The organism is Ochrobactrum sp. RH2CCR150, from assembly GCA_014138095.1.
Lineage (GTDB): Bacteria > Pseudomonadota > Alphaproteobacteria > Rhizobiales > Rhizobiaceae > Brucella > Brucella gambitense.
The window spans coordinates 687,440-703,600 of record JACGXE010000001.1 but is presented as its reverse complement, the minus strand read 5'-3'; the positions used below and the strand labels follow the sequence as shown (position 1 = coordinate 703,600).

Genomic DNA, 16,161 nt, shown 5'->3' with positions numbered 1-16,161 from the left:
TCTCCCTTTGGCTTCCTGTCATCATATGGGAGCTTTGCGACGAAAATCGAACGTTGCAGACTTTGATTTCCTGACAATTTCGGTCTAGAGGACACGCATGACCAAGATCATCTACAAGATCGCCCCGCGCGACCTCTGGGCGCAAGCGGAAAAGGCTGGAAGCTTTACCGGCGCGCCGGTTGATATTGCCGATGGCTATATCCATTTCTCTACTGCAACACAGGTGCGCGAAACGGCTGCAAAGCATTTCGCAAACCAGAACAACTTGGTTCTTGTGAGCGTGGACGCGACCCGTCTTGGTGAAAACCTTAAATATGAGGCCTCGCGCGGCGACGCGCTTTTCCCTCATCTCTATGCGGACCTGCCGCTTGACGCGGTCGTGGCTGTCGAGCCCCTGCCGCTCGATGACGATGGACTACATATTTTCCCGGAGCTGAAAGACGAATGAGCGGACTTTTTGAAACTCTCGGCCGACGCGCCCTCTTCTCTTTCGACGCCGAACAGGCGCATGGCCTGTCCATTGCCGGGCTGAAAACCGGGCTCGTAAGCTGCAATGCGCCGGGCGACCCCGCTTTGTCGGTGAAGGCTGCGGGCTTGCAGTTTCCCAATCCGCTCGGCATGGCTGCCGGCTACGACAAGAATGCCGAAGTGCCGGATGCGCTTTTGAAGCTCGGCTTCGGCTTCACCGAGATCGGCACAATCACCCCGCGCCCGCAAAGCGGCAATCCGCGTCCGCGCATTTTCCGCCTCGTGGATGACAAGGCCGTCATCAATCGCCTCGGCTTCAACAATGAGGGCCACGAGGCAGCTTTCAAGCGCCTGTCGCAACGCGCAGGCAAGAGCGGCATTGTCGGTGTCAATATCGGCGCCAACAAGGATGCGGAAGATCGCATCGCCGATTACGTTGCGGGCATTCGCCGGTTCTACCAACTGGCGCGCTATTTCACCGTCAATATTTCCTCGCCCAACACGCCGGGCCTGCGCAATCTTCAGGCGCGCGAGAGTTTGCGCGAGCTTTTGAGCCGTGTGCTGGAAGCGCGCAACGAAGAAGGCAGCATGTGCACGCTGAAGCGTCCAGTGTTCCTCAAGATCGCGCCTGATCTGTCCGATGAGGAACTGGACGACATTGCCGCCGAGGCCACCGAGCAGAAGCTGGACGGTATCATCGTTTCCAACACCACCCTGTCGCGCACAGGGCTGAAAAGCGCTGAAAACCGTGATGAAACCGGTGGACTTTCCGGTGCGCCACTGTTCGAACGGTCGACCGTGGTTCTTGCCCGCATGCGTGAGCGTGTCGGCCCCGACATGCCGTTGATCGGCGTTGGCGGCATCGACAGCGCTGAAACCGCCCTGACCAAGATCAAGGCCGGAGCAGATCTGGTACAGCTTTATACGGGTCTCATCTATCGCGGCCCCGGCTTGCCAAGTGATATCCTGCGCGGGCTGTCGGCAGCGGTCAAACGCGAAGGCGTTGCCAATATCACTGAGCTGCGCGACCGCGACACAAAAGACTGGGCAGCGCGTCAGCTACCTGCCTGATTATCTCGTGAATTCCAGCCTGTAACGGCGCGGCAGCATCGCCAGAAGCGTGATGCCGCGTACCGACAGGAACAGATTGAGCGCCAGCCAAAGCCCGTGATTGCCCATCGCGGGCTTTGCCGCATAGAGCACGGCCATGAAGAAGGCCAGCGACAGGAACATCATGTTGCGCATGTCGCGCGACCATGTGGCCCCGATATAGACACCATCCATATGGAAGGCGAGCAGCCCGGTCATGCCGGTCAGTGCGGCCCATGGCAGATATTTGAGCGCCTCGGCATGCACATCCTCGGCTTTGGACAAGAGGCCGATGATTGGGTCACCGAAAACCAGAAGCGCGAAGGCGATGATGCTCGCCATCACCAGCCCCCAGACAAAGGTGAGTTTCGCGCCGCGCACAAAGGCCGGGCTATAGCGGGCGCCGATGGACCGCCCGACGATCTGTTCGGCAGCTGCCGCCATGCCGTCGAGGAAAAAGCCTGCCACGAGGAAGAAATTCATCAGCACGGCATTGGCTGCAAGTGTCACCGGCCCGAGATCGGAACCAGCACGTGTGAAGAAGGCGAAGGCGGTCAGCAGCAGGAAGGAGCGGATCATGATATCGCGATTGACCGCGAACATGCGCACGATGCCTTCCTTCTGGAAAATGCGCTGGCGGCTCGGGCGCCTGGTGGCGTCCTTGCGGAAATGCCGGACCACCAGAAAAAGGCCGACAATCGCCGCGACAGTTTCGCCGGTGACCGTGGCCCATGCCACGCCCGTCACACCCCAGCCGAGTTCCAGACCGAGGATGATGCAGAGCACAATATTGATGCCATTGAGCAGAACCTGAAGGCCAAGGCCGAGCAGCCCCTGCCCGCGCCCGAGCACCAGCCCCAGCACAGAGTAATTGATGAGCGCAACCGGGGCCGCCAGCATGCGGATCGACACATAGGTCGCCATGGCTTCCTGGGTTGCGCTTGTCGGATGCATGAAGCTGGAGGCCGCCGCCAGTGTCAGCGGCAAGGTCAGGATCATCAGCACGCCAGCTGCGACAGCGATGATGATGGCGCGCCAGAAGATCGCCTGTTCTTCGACGGCGTCTTCAGCACCCATGGCCTGCGCCACCAGACCGGTGGTGCCGGAGCGCAGGAAATTGAACATTGATAGCAGGAAGTCGAAGACCAGCGCGCCGATGGCCAGTCCGCCGATCAGCTCGGCCTTGCCCATCTGGCCAACCACGCCCATATCGACGAGGCCCAGAAGGGGCGTCGTGACGGCGGCAAGTGTCATGGGAATAGCGATCAGCATGACCATGCGATGCGTCACATCGAACGGCCTCGTAACGCTTCCAACGCGCTGCGACTGATCCATAATCAACTATCCCCGAATTCATGCTTGTTGTTCGAGAACGTCTACTCTGGAATCGCTCGAAACTACAGAGAATTCGGCCAATAGATTGTCGCAGCTCCTGACAGCTATCTGTCAGGAGTTTGTGGAGATCAGAGGCCCAGCATCATCGCCCAGTAAATCCGATTGGGCTTGTTTTCCGGTGTTGCCCAGGCAAGGCCGTAATGGCTGAATGTGGGGTCGAGCATATTCTTGCGATGACCGGGCGATTTCATCCAGGCGTCAAACACCGCCTCGGTGCTCGACTGGCCGGATGCGACGTTTTCAGCCGCAGGTCCGCGAATGCCCGCCTGACGCAACCGCGCAACAAACCCATTGCCCCAGCCGACGCTGTGGCCGATCTTGCCATAGCTTGCCATGCGCTTCGCCTGAAAAAGCGCGGCCTGTTCCAGCTTGGAGTCGGTCGCCATCATCGAAAGACCGTTTGCCTTGCGGATGGTGTTGAAAAGCCCGGTGGGATCGCCCGCGCTGACCACATTTGTCGCCGCCTCAGCCACACCGAACGGCAAGGCGGAGAGCGAAACCGCGCCCCCGGCCAGCACCAGAAAGCCGCGCCGGGAAAGCATAAATCCTTGTTTTTGCTGCATCGTCCGAATGTCTTTATTTGCCGCATTGTCCAACGCAAAACCGCTTTGCACTTTTGCTGGAAATGCTCCTAACCTGCTGCCAATATCTGCTATTTGCGATAGCTGAGGATACGGAGCAAAATAAAGGCAGGGATGACAACGGCAGCGCCCAAAATGAGATAATCCGCAAAACGGGCGACGGCGGAGAAGCCCATATTCCACAGGCGCAGGAAGAAATCGCGAATGCCCCACAGAATGTCATAGGGCGTCCAGTGGAACGCGCTCATGACGACGCCGACCACCAGCGAAATCAGCACCAGCTTGATAATGATGCGAGCAGGCGTATCGCCAAGAAAACGGTTTACACCATCAGACATGCAACTCTCCTGCGTCTCGATTTCCGCCATGCGGACAGATTCATCGCGCAAGACATAGGCTGTGATGATGACATCCGCAAGTTTGGCGTCTGAAACTATCTTTGCTTACGATAATCACGTGGTGCCTTCTGCTTCTGGCGCGAGAAGGATCGGTTCATGCTGCGCGTATCTGTAAAGCCGCTGGCGACGGCCACTTCCAGAAGCGATAATCCTGTTTCGGCCAGCAGTTCCTTTGCCTTCTTGACCCGCAATTCTTCGCGCACTTCGAAGGCCGTGCGTTCCAGCGCCAGCCGGAAGCCGCGTTCCATCTGTCGTACCGAGATGCCGAGCCTGCGCGCCACGTCGATCATCGGCACCGGGTCTTCCAGCGTTTCCTCGAAAATGCGGATGGCCTTGCGGATCATCGGCGAGCGCACGCCGTTGAAGCTGAGCGCGGGCTGTTCGGAACGGACCAGCTCGTAAGGGATCATCAGGATCGACGCACTCTTGCGCGCCAGTTCCTCGGAAATCTCGTTCTGGATGATCGAGAGAGCCAGCGACGCCGCTCCCAGTCCGCCCGCGCAGGTATAGTGCCGCCCGCTACGGTGAAACAGACTGGTCGTGTCGGCGGTATAGCCGTCGAACAGGTCGAGAAAATCGTCGCGGTGGAACCAGTTCACACAGCAATTGCGGTCTTCAAGCAAGTTTCCCTCGGCAAGCAGGAAAGCGGCGGTGCAAAGCCCCACCACGGTCTTGCCGCGTTTGTCGGCGCGCTTGATGAGATCGATCAATGCCTGCTGGCGCGGACGATACTGGGCAAGCACCCCGCCGACGACAGCGACATAATCGCATTCGTCAAGTTCGCCGATGGGAGCCGTCGGCTCGATCACCATGCCGGAGCTTGATGCAACCGGATCGCCGGACAGCGTGCAGATTTTCCAGGCGCAACGGATCTGGCGGCTCTTGTCGCGATCATCGGCAGCCAGACGGAAAGGATCGAGAAACAGGCTTAGCGCCGTCAGCGTAAAACCCGGCAGCGCTACAATGCCAACCGACAGCCTGCGTGGCTGAGCTTCGCCTTGCGCGTTCTGTAAATCAGGCTTTCGGCTAGTGTCCAATCCCGTTCCGTTTGCCACGTCAGTCGCTCTCCTCCGCCCTTGTCACATATCTGCGCGGAGTTACTCGTGCCGTCAACGAAAATGCTTGGAAAGCTTCAACTGCTGCGCCTGATAGTTGGAACCAAGATCGGTGCCGTAAAGCGCCTTCGGGCGGTCCAGCATATGCTCATAGACAAGGCGACCGACGATCTGGCCATGTTCCAGAATGAACGGCACTTCATGGCTGCGCACTTCGAGAACCGCGCGGCTGCCCGTGCCGCCAGCCGCACTATGACCGAAACCCGGATCGAAGAAGCCCGCATAATGAACGCGGAACTCACCGACCAGCGGGTCGAAAGGCGTCATCTCTGCGGCGTAGAGCGGCGGCACATGCACGGCTTCACGCGAGACGAGGATATAAAATTCATCCGGGTCGAGCACCAGTTCGCGCGCGCCGCGATCATAGATCGGCTCCCAGAAATCGAGCACATCATTGGCGGCGCGTTTGTCCACATCGACAACGCCCGTGTGGTGCTTGCCGCGATAGCCGATCAGCCTGTCCGGACCGCCGGACAGATCGACGGAAAGGGCGATGCCGCCACCGGAAATATTCGGCATTTCAGCAGCCACCAGCGTCTCGGAATCGTGCAGCGCGGCGAGTTCCGCCTCATCAAGCTGGGCGCGACCCTTGCGGAACCGGATCTGCGACAGGCGCGAGCCAGTGCGCGCAACAATCGGGAATGTGCGCGGACTGACTTCCAGATAAAGCGGGCCCTTGTAACCGGCAGGCACCTTGTCGAATTCCTGCGCGCCATCGACAATCACGCGAGTGAAAATATCGAGACGACCGGTCGAGCTTTTTGGGTTGGCGGAAGCCGATAGTTCCGGCGACAGCGAAAGGCTTTCCAACAGCGGCACGATATAGACGCAGCCGGTTTCGAGAACCGCGCCTGCGGTCAGGTCGATCTCGTGCAGCTTGAGCCGTTCAAGCTTGTCAATGACCGGCGTGCCGGGGCCCGGCATGAAGGAGGCGCGAACGCGATAGGCCTTTGCGCCAAGGCGGAGATCGAGGCTCGCAGGCTGGATCTGGTCGGCATCCAATGGGCGCGGCGAAGCCAGCAAACCGCTTTCGAACAGCGCAGCGATATCCGCATCCGCCAGAATTCCCGCATCTTTTTGCGCCATCGACCTCGTACTCCATAGTCTGAGCAATTCTTCAAAAGACCTTTGACCACTCAAAGGCCCGATGCCAACCCTTCACGCCCGGAGAAACGGGGTTTTCCGCAGGAATCGAACTCAATCGCAAACCGATGAGGCAGGCTTTTCCGCGAATCTGGTTCTTCTAGCATTGACGACCTTGCGCAACAGGCATAATGAAAATGTGTTCCGTGGTGATTTGGCCGGCCGGCTTGCAGCCACGTTAAAGAATTCGCTAAAAAGGGCCGCGGTTCGTTACCGGCCTTTTGGGCCGGTTTTTTATTGGCCGCCGAGATGCCACTAAACGCTTTTGGGCGTCCCGGCCGACCAGCTTTTGACAGGTTGGAAAAATGACGACTGAGACTACCCGCAAGTTCCGCCCCGCGACACAGCTCGTGCACGCCGGTTCGCTCCGCTCCGGTTTCGCCGAAATGTCGGAAGCGATGTTCCTCACGCAGGGTTTCCTCTACCCCGATGCCGAAGCCGCCGAAGCGCGCTTCAAGGGCGAAAATCCGGGTTTCATCTATTCGCGTTATGCCAACCCCACCACGGACATGTTCGAAAAGCGCATGTGCGCGCTGGAAGGCGCCGAGGAAGGCCGTGCCACGGCTTCCGGCATGGCTGCCGTCGCCGCCGCCATTCTGTGTCAGGTCAAGGCCGGTGATCATGTGATTTCCGCGCGCGCCGTGTTCGGTTCGTGTCGCTACATCGTCGAAACCTTGCTGCCGCGCTATGGCGTGGAAATCTCGATCATCGACGGCTCGGATATCGCAAACTGGAAAGCCGCCGTTCGCCCGAACACCAAGGTGATGTTCCTCGAAAGCCCGTCCAACCCGACGCTTGAGATCATCGACATCGCCGCCGTGGCTGAAGTAGCCAATGAAGCCGGTGCGAAGCTGATCGTCGATAATGTGTTTGCGACGCCGCTTTACCAGAAGCCGCTGGAGCTTGGCGCGCATATCGTCGTCTATTCGACCACCAAGCATATTGACGGTCAGGGCCGCTGCCTTGGCGGCATCGTGCTGTCCGATCGCGAATGGATCGAAACCGAGCTTCAGGATTATTTCCGCCATACTGGCCCCGGCATGAGCCCGTTCAATTCGTGGATCATGCTGAAGGGTCTGGAAACGCTGTCCGTGCGCGTGCGCCAGATGACGCAGTCGGCAGCCGCTGTGGCCGATGTTCTAGCAGGCAAGCCGGGCGTAAAACGCGTTATCTATCCGGGCCGCGCCGACCACCCGCAGGCCGATATTATCGCCAAGCAGATGACGGGCGGTTCAACCCTGATCGCGCTGGAACTGGAAGGCGGCAAGGATGCTGCATTCAAGTTCGAAAACGCGCTGCAGGTGTTCAGCATTTCCAACAATCTGGGCGATGCCAAGAGCCTGATCACCCATCCGGCCACCACGACGCACAAGAACCTCAGCGATGAAGCCAAGGCCGAGCTGGGCATTTCCGATGGCGTGTTGCGTATTTCGGTCGGCCTTGAAGATACCGACGATCTCATGGAAGACGTCGAAGAAGCGCTGAAGGCAGCGGTTCGCTAAATAGAGAAAAGGATGATCCGGCCTGATTCCGTCAGGCCGGATCATCAGCTCGATTTCTGTCCATTTTCATCCTGAACTATCTCAGGATTATGCAAAAGACGGTGTTTCGTCTTAAAAAATGTGACCTTTTCGCTGCAATCCCCCGCAAGAACGATCCAAACGCAGAAAATCTGCCTCGCTGACCCTGTCCAGATTGCCGCTTCGCGTTGACCTCCAACGCAACTTTGGCGATAGGTGGGCATCAGGCACATGATAAAGGCGGATGCAATGTATAGGGCGGTGACGCAGGGGATCGAAGTAACGGTTGAGCCGTTTTATCTGGAAGACGAGTCCGCCCCCGAAGACAATCGCTATGTCTGGGGCTATCGCATTACCATCGCCAATAATTCGTCCGACACGGTGCAGCTGCAATCACGCTACTGGCAGATTACCGACGCCAATGGCCGCGTCGAGGAAGTGCGCGGCGCCGGGGTCGTGGGCGAACAGCCTGTTCTCGATCCGGGTGACTCGTTCCAGTATTCGTCTGGCTGCCCACTGACCACATCATCTGGCGTGATGGTAGGCCGCTATCAGATGCAAAACCCGACCGGCAACACCTTCGAAGTGGATATTCCGGCTTTCTCGCTGGATGTGCCAGAGCAGCGCCGCACGCTGAACTAGAGCTGCAATTGCATCACAGACATGAAAAAGCCGGGGCGGCTCTCCTGAACCGCCCCGGCTTTTGATTATTCTCATTCATTACTTCGCAAACAGCGCGGGGTCGAACTCGTAGCTGGTCGAGCAGAATTCGCAGGTCACCGAAACCTTGCCGTTCTCAATGCTGTCCTGAATTTCCTCAGCGGTGAAACCGGCAAGGACACCCTGGATTTTCTCGCGCGAGCAGGAGCATTCATCCACTACCTTGATGGCGTTGAAAACGCGCACGCCGCGTTCATGGAACAGGCGATAGAGCAGTCGTTCAGAGCCGATCGTTGGATCGGTCAGTTCCGAGCTTTCGATGGTCCCGACCAGCGATCGCGCCTCATCCCAGGCATCATCCACCGGATGATGCACGACTTCATTATCGTCGCCATCGCCGCCCGGCAGATCGGGAATGCGCGCGCGCAGTTCCGATTCCGGCAGAAACTGGATGATCAGTCCGCCCGCGCGCCATTTCTCGGCGAGCTTGCCATCGGCACCCCGTTCGACCAGCTTGGCGACGCTAAGCTTCAGATCGGTTGGGATCTGTTCCGACTGGCGGAAATAGGTGGTGGCGATTTCTTCGAGCGTCGAGCCGTCAAGCGCCACGATGCCCTGATAGCGCTGCATATAAGCGCCCTGATCCACCGTGAAGGCCAGCGTGCCGCGACCGAGCAGTTCTTCCGGCTCAGTCTTTCCTGCAGCGATGGCGTCCTTCAGACGCTCTTCATCGAAACGCGCATAGGCGCGCACCGAATGCGGCGTGCTGAAATCCACCACCAGCATGTCCACCGGACCGTCGGACTGGGTCTGGAAGATGAACTTGCCTTCGAATTTGAGCGAAGTGCCGAGTAGCACGGTCAGAACCGTCGCCTCCGCCAGCAGGCGGGCCACTTCTTGCGGGTAGTTATGGCGCTTCAGAATAGCGTCGATGCTCGTGCCAAGCTGAACCGCGCGACCGCGCACATCGAGCCCTTCCACCTGGAAGGGCACGACGGCATCGTCGCCGGCAAAGCCGAAATCACCCAGATCGAGCTTGGGACCCGACTGGCCGTTTTCGGCTTCGATATGAACGTTGCTGGTATCCTCAGCCACAGAAAACTCCAATCACGCGCCTTGCAGGCACCAAGCCAGAATGGCCTTCTGGGCGTGGAGCCTGTTTTCGGCTTCGTCGAACACGACCGATTGCGGCCCGTCGATCACTTCGTTGGTCACTTCCTCCCCGCGATGCGCAGGCAGGCAATGCATGAAGAGCGCCTTCGGGTCGGCTTGCGCCATCAGCCTTGCATTGACCTGATAGGGCACGAACACATTGTGTCCACGGGCGCGGTCTTCCTGTCCCATCGAAACCCAGGTGTCGGTCACGATGCAATCCGCACCGCTTGCCGCTTTCTCCGGGTCTGTCGTGGACATGATGTCCGCACCGTGCGCCCTGGCCCAGTCAATAAAGTGCTGGTTTGGCTCGCTGCCTTCCGGCGTCGCGATATTGACGTTGAAGTCAAACCGCGCCGCAGCTTCCACAAGCGAATGCAGGACGTTGTTGCCGTCCCCCATCCAGGCAAAGGTTTTGCCTTTGATCGAGCCGCGATGTTCCTCATATGTAAGAACGTCGGCCATGATCTGACAAGGGTGGGTATCGTCGGTCAATGCATTAATGACCGGAACGGTCGCATATTCGGCCAGTTCCAGCATGCGGTCATGCGATGTGGTGCGGATCATGATCGCATCCACATAGCGCGACAGGACCTTCGCCGTGTCGGCGATGGTCTCGCTGCGGCCGAGCTGCATTTCCGAGCCGGTGAGCATCAGCGTTTCACCGCCGAGCTGGCGCATGCCGACATCGAAAGACACGCGCGTACGCGTCGAGGGCTTTTCGAAAATCATCGCCAGCACCTTGCCGGCAAATGGCTTTTCAATCTCGCCCGCCTTCAGGCGCGCCTTGCGCACCTTTGCATCCTCAAGGATGGAGCGCAATTCGCTTCCCGGGACGGAAGACAGATCGAGGAAGTGCTTGATACCGTTATCCTGAGCCATGATTACGCCGTCTTGCTGATCGGATTTGCGACGGAAAGCCGTTCGACGGCCGTTTCGATGCGGTTCAGCGCCTCACGGGCTTCTTCCGGCGTCGTGACCAGCGGCGGCAGCAGACGGACGACATTGTCGCCAGCGCCAACGCTCAGGAAATGCTCGTCACGCAACGCCTGAATGAGCGTGGTGTTCGGCACAACGCACTTGATACCCATCAGGAGACCGCGACCGCGAACTTCGGACACCACATTCGGGAACCGGTCGATGATCGAGGCAAGGCCCTGCTTCATGACAAGCGCGGTGGCCTGGACATTTTCAAGGAAACCGTCAGCCAGCACGACGTCCAGCACGGCATTGCCGACAGCCATTGCCAGCGGATTGCCGCCATAGGTCGTGCCATGCACACCGGCAACCATGCCCTTGGCGGCTTCAGCCGTCGCAAGGCAGGCGCCAACCGGGAAACCGCCGCCAATACCCTTGGCCACAGCCATGATGTCCGGCGTGACGCCCGACCATTCATGGGCAAACAGCTTGCCGGTACGGCCAACGCCGGTCTGGACTTCGTCGAGGATCAAAAGCAGGCCCTTGTCATCGCAGATCTGGCGGATAAGGCGCATGAATTCTTCCGGGAAGCCGCGCAGACCGCCCTCGCCCTGCACGGGCTCAAGCAGAATACCCGCGGTTTCATCGGTAATAGCGGCGCGCAAGGCGGCTTCGTCGCCGAACGGCACCTGATCGAAACCTTCGACCTTCGGGCCGAAACCTTCAAGATACTTGGCCTGACCACCGGCAGCGATGGTCGCAAGCGTGCGGCCATGGAACGCGCCTTCAAAGGTGATGATCCGGAAACGCTCCGGATTGCCATTGGCAAAATGATAGCGACGTGCAGTCTTGATCGCGCATTCAAGCGCTTCCGCGCCGGAATTGGTGAAGAAGACCTTGTCGGCAAAAGTGTTGTCGACCAGACGCTGGCCGAGCTTTTCCTGTCCGGGAACTTCATAAAGATTGGACAGATGCCACAGCTTTTCAGCCTGATTTTTCAGGGCTTCGACCAGATGTGGATGCGAATGGCCAAGGGAGTTCACCGCGATGCCAGCCGCAAAATCGAGATAACGCTCGCCGGTTTCGGTGATCAGCCAGATGCCCTCACCTCGCTCGAAGCGCAGAGCCGCACGATTATAGGTGTCGTAAAGCGGTTGCACGGTCGTAGCGTCGGTCATTGCAATCAGGCCTCCATAAGCCCTTCTAAATGCTGCATATCCGAGGAAGACGGACTGTCAGCCTTTGCCATTTTGAGCGATAACGCGACCCTCTCTCCAGCCGGTTATCACAGGATTGCAGCAGGTGGATCATGCGTCTCGCGCGTGACGGTCCTGCCGAAATAAAAAGCCGCCCACCGGGCGGCACAATTATTCATGGGCGTATATTGGCGCTCGCGAAAAAAATGTCAATCAAACTAAGCCCGGATTGTCGCTCATCTTTGCGCATGAGTTCATGCATTTTATGCCCGCACGTCTGAGCTTTGCCTAAGCTTTGCTCAAGCCTTGCATGATGGGCATATCAGACTTTCCGCAACAATTCGGCAAGCGGGGTAGCGCGACCGGCACACGCCCTATATATAGTGCCCAGTTTCCACGACAGGGTTCGTGCGGCGGCTTCGCTCTCCCAGGTGTTCAAAAATGCACCACTGGACCAAAGAAAAACCGTCTTTGCCACCCAAGTTGGGGAAAACCCTAAAAATGGAATCTGCCTGACAGGGCTATCCCTTGTCATGGAGTCATCCGGTAATGTAGTTTCTCTTTAAAGAAAAAAGCTACATTTCGTGCGGCGGACCTAGTCACCCGGATAGATATGGTGTTTGCGCCTGGAGCAATCCGGGAACACTGGTGGATTCCGGATAACGAAATTGATTGGAGCCCAGGGCGATGAACTGGACAGACGAACGCGTTGAACTACTGAAGAAACTGTGGAGCGAAGGCTTGAGCGCAAGCCAGATCGCTGCACAGCTTGGCGGTGTCAGCCGCAATGCAGTGATCGGCAAGGTACACCGTCTGAAGCTTTCGGGTCGTGGCAAGACGACGACCGCTGCTCCACGCAGCAAGAAAGTGAATACGGTTGCAGCAGCGCCGCGTCCTGTGACGCAGCATACGGGCGGCAGCACGCATACCACCCATACGACGACGATGCGCACGGCAACCGTTACCAAGACGGTCGGCGCAACGGCGCTGCAGATGGAATATGCTGCTGAAGTGGTGACCGAGACCGTCATCAAGCCGGCTTCGGATGTGGTGGTGCCGATTTCGCGCCGCCTCACCCTGTTGCAGCTCAGCGAACGCACCTGCAAGTGGCCGATTGGCGATCCGCTAAACGAGGATTTCCACTTCTGCGGCAGTGAATCCTGCGAATCCAGCCCTTATTGCAAGTACCACTCCCGTATGGCTTTCCAGCCGACGGCAGAACGACGCCGGGCACGCTGATCTAAGGGAATAGGTGAGTAAGGGAATAAGGGAGTATGTCTGACGATATCGTCGACAGCTCCCTTTTTCTTTGCCTGCAATCCTATTCGGATCACATACTGCCCTACTGCCCTACTCCCCTACTCACTTATTCCCCTCCTCATAGACCTTCAGCGTGCGGTCCGCGATGCCGTCCCAGCTGTAGTCGCGGGCGATCCAGTCGATGAGTTGCTGTGACTGTTCAGCCGTCAGCGGGTTGTCGGTCTTGCGGCGGAGCGCGTTTTTCAATGCCTCGATATCGCCGAGCGGGAAATAGTCGTCGTCGGGCAACCCAACTTCCACATTGGCGGTGATGTCGCTTGCCAGCACATTGAGGCCGTAGCCCATGGCCTCCAGAAGCGCGATGGGCATGCCTTCGTGGCTTGATGGCAGCACGAAAAGCCCCGCCTGACTGAAAAGCGCGGATAATTCCTCGCCCCGCAATGCGCCGGTCAGCACCACGCCCGGCACAGCCTCGGCGCGGGCGCGAACCTCACCGGCATAGTCGGCGGTATATTCAGCCGAGCCGATCAGAGCCAGTTTCAGCGACGGATCGGAGAGCTTGGCGAAAGCCTCGATCAGATCGAGCTGGCGCTTTTCCGGCACGATGCGGGCGACCAGCGCAATATAGCGGCTGGGGGCAAGCCCATGCTTTTCCAGCCAGCTCGGATCGCGGCTCGGCTCGCGCAGGGTAACGCCATTCGGGATGAAGGTGACGGGAACGTTATAGCGTTGCTCAACCGTTTTCGCGATGTCGTTGGAGACGGCGATGCGGGCGCTGGCAAAGCGCATTCCCCATTTTTCGCCAAGCTTCAATGTCGTGCGCGCTAACCGCCCCCATTTCTGGCGGTTGTAGTCGAATCCGTGATGAGTCACGACCGTCCGCAAACCGAGCAGGCGCGCAAGCGGCGTCACCAGTGCGGGACCGATGGCGTGAATATGCAAGATATCGGGGCGCGTGAAACCGGCACGCAGCACACCGAGGAACGTATGCACGATGGCTTCGAACTTCATCGACGTCGGCGCCCAGATCGGCGTGACCTTGACGCCTTCCCAGACATAGGGCTGCTTCCGGTCGAGATAGGGGCTGCGGCCCACCACCTCCACATCCCAACCCTTGGCAATGTAAAGACGGGCCAGTTCTTCGACATGCCGCTCCACGCCGCCCTGCACATTGGGTATACCGCGCAGGCCGAGCATCATGACGCGTCGCCTTTTAGCCCCTTGTCCCATCAAAGCGCTCCCAGTTCCGCGTAAAGTTCCAGTGTCCGGTTCCGGTATGCCTCCGGCGAGAATTCCTGACCTGCCCAGGTGCGACCCAGACGACCCATCTTGCGCCGGGCCTGTGGCGTCAGACCGGCGGCTTCACTCATGACGCGGGCGAGATCTTCGGCATCGCCGGTTCTGGCCACCATGCCGGTTTCACCGGGCACGATCATTTCGGGAATGCCGCCAATGTCCGCACCGATGACCGGCACACCGAGCGCATAGGCCTCCAGAATGCTGATCGGCGCGTTTTCATACCATTCGGATGGCAGGATCAGCGCCTTGGCCTCGCCGATGAGCCGGTGCAGCCGCTCGCCCGAGACATAGCCCGCAAAAGTGACATCGCCGCCGGTTTCAGCCGCCAGCGCGCGCAAGGATTGCTCCTCCGGCCCTGTGCCGGCCACAATCAGCTTCTGCCCGGAAATTGCCGCCGCGCGGATCAGCGTGCCGATGCCCTTTTCAGGGGCGAGACGTCCGACATAGGCGAAATAATCGCCTTCGTGCTCAAAGGGTTCGAGATTATCGGTCTGCGCAAAATTCGGGATATAGACCAGCTTTTCCTCAGGCCAGCCCCATTCGATCAGCTTCGAAATATAGAACCGGCTCGGCACCACAATGCGGTCGAGCGTATTGCGATAAAGGCCGAGCGTACGATGGATGGCGGTTTCCACGAAAACCAGCCCGCTCAGCGCCGTCGAATCCTTGATGCATTTGTGAAGCGCGACATTGTAGATGCGCCCGCCCTTGCAACGCTCGCAGATCTGGTTATGCGACAGCATCTTGTAGGCCGGACATGCGAGCTTCAGATCATGCGCGGTCATCACCGTCGGAACGCCCGCCGCCTTCAGCACCGGAAAGATCGAGGGCGACAGGTGATGATAGACGTTATGGGCATGGGCAACGCTTGGCCGAAAACGCTCGATCAGCGCCTTGATGCGGTCGCGCGCTTCCCATGAATAGATGATCTTGCCTGCCTGCGCGACCTTCGTGAGCAGGCCGCTCTCGCGCCCATATTCGATTTCCGACACGAAATAGGATGACCAGTCGGAGGCGAAATTGTCCGGATGCTGCATGGCAAAGGGAGCCGTCTCCCAGCCAATCTCGGAAAAGAGCTTGATATGGTCGAGGAAAACCGCCTCAGCCCCGCCGCGCCGGTAAAAATAATTATTGATCGCCAGCAAGCGGTGATCCGGATCGGCTGCTTTCATCAGGGAGCACCTCCATCTGCTCCGATATGAGCCAGCGCATCACGTATCGACAGAACTTCAACGCCACTCTGCGCCGCATGGGAAACCAGCTTTTCAAAGGTTTCCGGCGTGCAACCGAACGGGGTCGGCCTATCGCTGATATCATGCGTGTAAAAGATCAACCAGCCCGGACTTGCAACGAGATCGTCTATCCAACGGGTCAGTTGTTCCGCATGGTGCTCCGGCTGCCGTATCTCGACGGCTTCCAGAAAGGCCAGATCGACCGCATCGCGATTGATGCGCTCACCGCCGCTGCGGCAGGTCGCGAAACGGTCGGAAAACAGGCCGCGCGATAGCACCGACGACGCGCAATAGGGATAGGCGAAGTTGCGCCGTCCGACCCGATCCGGTTCGATCTCGCCCAGATAAGCGTGGTTGCGATCAAGATCCGCAACAAGATCTCGCGTGCCGACCGAGGGCACATTCCAGTGCGCGAAAGTGTGGCAGCCAATGTCGTGCCCGGCTTGCGCAAGCCGGTGGAGGCCCTCTTCCGTAATCAGCTGGCGATGCGCCTCAACGGAACCAACCAGACCACCGGCAATATAAAACGTGCCGTGAAAGCCGTATTGTTCCAGTATCTTCGCGCCTACGCTTTCGGCGGTATCGGGAACATCGTCGAATGTGAAGCTGATGATCCGCCGGTCCTTCGGAAGCGAAAAAGGCCGCAGCGGAAAGCTACGGCTCAGCGCGTCGTGCAATCTGTTGTTCAGCCGGTCCAAACGTGCCCTTGCCCAGCCCAATCTGTCCTGTTCCATT

Annotated in this window: 16 protein-coding genes and 1 riboswitch; of the genes, 5 read left to right on the top strand and 11 right to left on the bottom strand. The window is 58.8% G+C overall.

All coding sequences use genetic code 11. The annotated features are described in order from the left end of the window. The first annotated feature begins 97 nt into the window (after window positions 1-97). On the top strand, window positions 98-448 hold the full coding sequence (locus tag FHW03_RS03165) for a DUF952 domain-containing protein (RefSeq protein WP_182519311.1): 351 nt from the start codon (window positions 98-100) through the stop codon (window positions 446-448). Further along, window positions 445-1,539, top strand: a complete 1,095-nt coding sequence (locus tag FHW03_RS03160; RefSeq protein WP_182519310.1) for a quinone-dependent dihydroorotate dehydrogenase — start codon at window positions 445-447, stop codon at window positions 1,537-1,539. The genes FHW03_RS03165 and FHW03_RS03160 overlap by 4 nt, the downstream gene beginning before the upstream one ends. Here the strand turns inward: FHW03_RS03160 and FHW03_RS03155 are convergent, their stop codons facing one another. The 5 genes from FHW03_RS03155 to FHW03_RS03135 all read right to left on the bottom strand — a co-directional run bounded on the left by FHW03_RS03155 (window position 1,540) and on the right by FHW03_RS03135 (window position 6,132). Beyond that, window positions 1,540-2,892 carry an MATE family efflux transporter gene (locus FHW03_RS03155; RefSeq protein WP_182519309.1) on the bottom strand — a complete coding sequence of 451 codons (1,353 nt, stop codon included), beginning with the start codon at window positions 2,890-2,892 and terminating at the stop codon, window positions 1,540-1,542. A 128-nt stretch (window positions 2,893-3,020) separates the two neighbouring features. After that, entirely contained in the window at window positions 3,021-3,515 is a 495-nt protein-coding gene (locus FHW03_RS03150) for a CAP domain-containing protein (RefSeq protein ID WP_182519308.1), read from the bottom strand. A gap of 89 nt (window positions 3,516-3,604) precedes the next feature. Further along, entirely contained in the window at window positions 3,605-3,871 is a 267-nt protein-coding gene (locus tag FHW03_RS03145; protein WP_182519307.1) for a DUF6460 domain-containing protein, read from the bottom strand. Between the two features lie 95 nt (window positions 3,872-3,966). Continuing rightward, window positions 3,967-4,968, bottom strand: a complete 1,002-nt coding sequence (locus FHW03_RS03140) for a GlxA family transcriptional regulator (protein ID WP_182519427.1) — start codon at window positions 4,966-4,968, stop codon at window positions 3,967-3,969. A gap of 72 nt (window positions 4,969-5,040) precedes the next feature. Next, window positions 5,041-6,132, bottom strand: coding sequence for a 2'-deoxycytidine 5'-triphosphate deaminase (locus tag FHW03_RS03135; protein ID WP_182519306.1), 1,092 nt, complete (start codon window positions 6,130-6,132; stop codon window positions 5,041-5,043). Between the two features lie 193 nt (window positions 6,133-6,325). Beyond that, window positions 6,326-6,405, top strand: a riboswitch (SAM riboswitch). A gap of 89 nt (window positions 6,406-6,494) precedes the next feature. Between FHW03_RS03135 and FHW03_RS03130 the strand changes: the two genes are divergently transcribed. After that, entirely contained in the window at window positions 6,495-7,691 is a 1,197-nt protein-coding gene (locus tag FHW03_RS03130; RefSeq protein WP_182519305.1) for an O-succinylhomoserine sulfhydrylase, read from the top strand. A gap of 267 nt (window positions 7,692-7,958) precedes the next feature. Beyond that, window positions 7,959-8,351, top strand: coding sequence for a Co2+/Mg2+ efflux protein ApaG (apaG, locus tag FHW03_RS03125; RefSeq protein WP_182519304.1), 393 nt, complete (start codon window positions 7,959-7,961; stop codon window positions 8,349-8,351). Window positions 8,352-8,429: 78 nt separating this feature from the next. Here apaG and FHW03_RS03120 read toward each other — a convergent pair whose 3' ends face one another. The 3 genes from FHW03_RS03120 to FHW03_RS03110 are packed head-to-tail and all read right to left on the bottom strand — an operon-like array spanning window position 8,430 to window position 11,617. Then, window positions 8,430-9,464 (bottom strand): Hsp33 family molecular chaperone, encoded by a 1,035-nt coding sequence (locus FHW03_RS03120; protein ID WP_182519303.1) that lies wholly within the window; start codon window positions 9,462-9,464, stop codon window positions 8,430-8,432. Between the two features lie 12 nt (window positions 9,465-9,476). Then, a complete protein-coding gene (argF, locus tag FHW03_RS03115) occupies window positions 9,477-10,403 on the bottom strand; it encodes an ornithine carbamoyltransferase (RefSeq protein WP_182519302.1) in 927 nt (308 codons plus the stop codon). Between the two features lie 2 nt (window positions 10,404-10,405). After that, the gene (locus FHW03_RS03110) at window positions 10,406-11,617 is read right to left on the bottom strand and encodes an aspartate aminotransferase family protein (RefSeq protein WP_182519301.1); all 1,212 of its coding nucleotides are present in this window, start codon (window positions 11,615-11,617) and stop codon (window positions 10,406-10,408) included. Window positions 11,618-12,322: 705 nt separating this feature from the next. Between FHW03_RS03110 and FHW03_RS03105 the strand changes: the two genes are divergently transcribed. After that, window positions 12,323-12,874, top strand: a complete 552-nt coding sequence (locus FHW03_RS03105) for a GcrA family cell cycle regulator (protein ID WP_078337909.1) — start codon at window positions 12,323-12,325, stop codon at window positions 12,872-12,874. 123 nt (window positions 12,875-12,997) lie between these two features. Here the strand turns inward: FHW03_RS03105 and FHW03_RS03100 are convergent, their stop codons facing one another. The 3 genes from FHW03_RS03100 to FHW03_RS03090 are packed head-to-tail and all read right to left on the bottom strand — an operon-like array spanning window position 12,998 to window position 16,160. Then, window positions 12,998-14,092 carry a glycosyltransferase family 4 protein gene (locus FHW03_RS03100; protein ID WP_377514052.1) on the bottom strand — a complete coding sequence of 365 codons (1,095 nt, stop codon included), beginning with the start codon at window positions 14,090-14,092 and terminating at the stop codon, window positions 12,998-13,000. A gap of 32 nt (window positions 14,093-14,124) precedes the next feature. Further along, window positions 14,125-15,366 carry a glycosyltransferase family 4 protein gene (locus FHW03_RS03095; RefSeq protein WP_182519299.1) on the bottom strand — a complete coding sequence of 414 codons (1,242 nt, stop codon included), beginning with the start codon at window positions 15,364-15,366 and terminating at the stop codon, window positions 14,125-14,127. Continuing rightward, complete coding sequence (locus tag FHW03_RS03090) at window positions 15,366-16,160, bottom strand: polysaccharide deacetylase family protein (protein WP_182519298.1); 795 nt, start codon at window positions 16,158-16,160, stop codon at window positions 15,366-15,368. The genes FHW03_RS03095 and FHW03_RS03090 overlap by 1 nt, the downstream gene beginning before the upstream one ends. Window position 16,161: the final 1 nt, after the last annotated feature.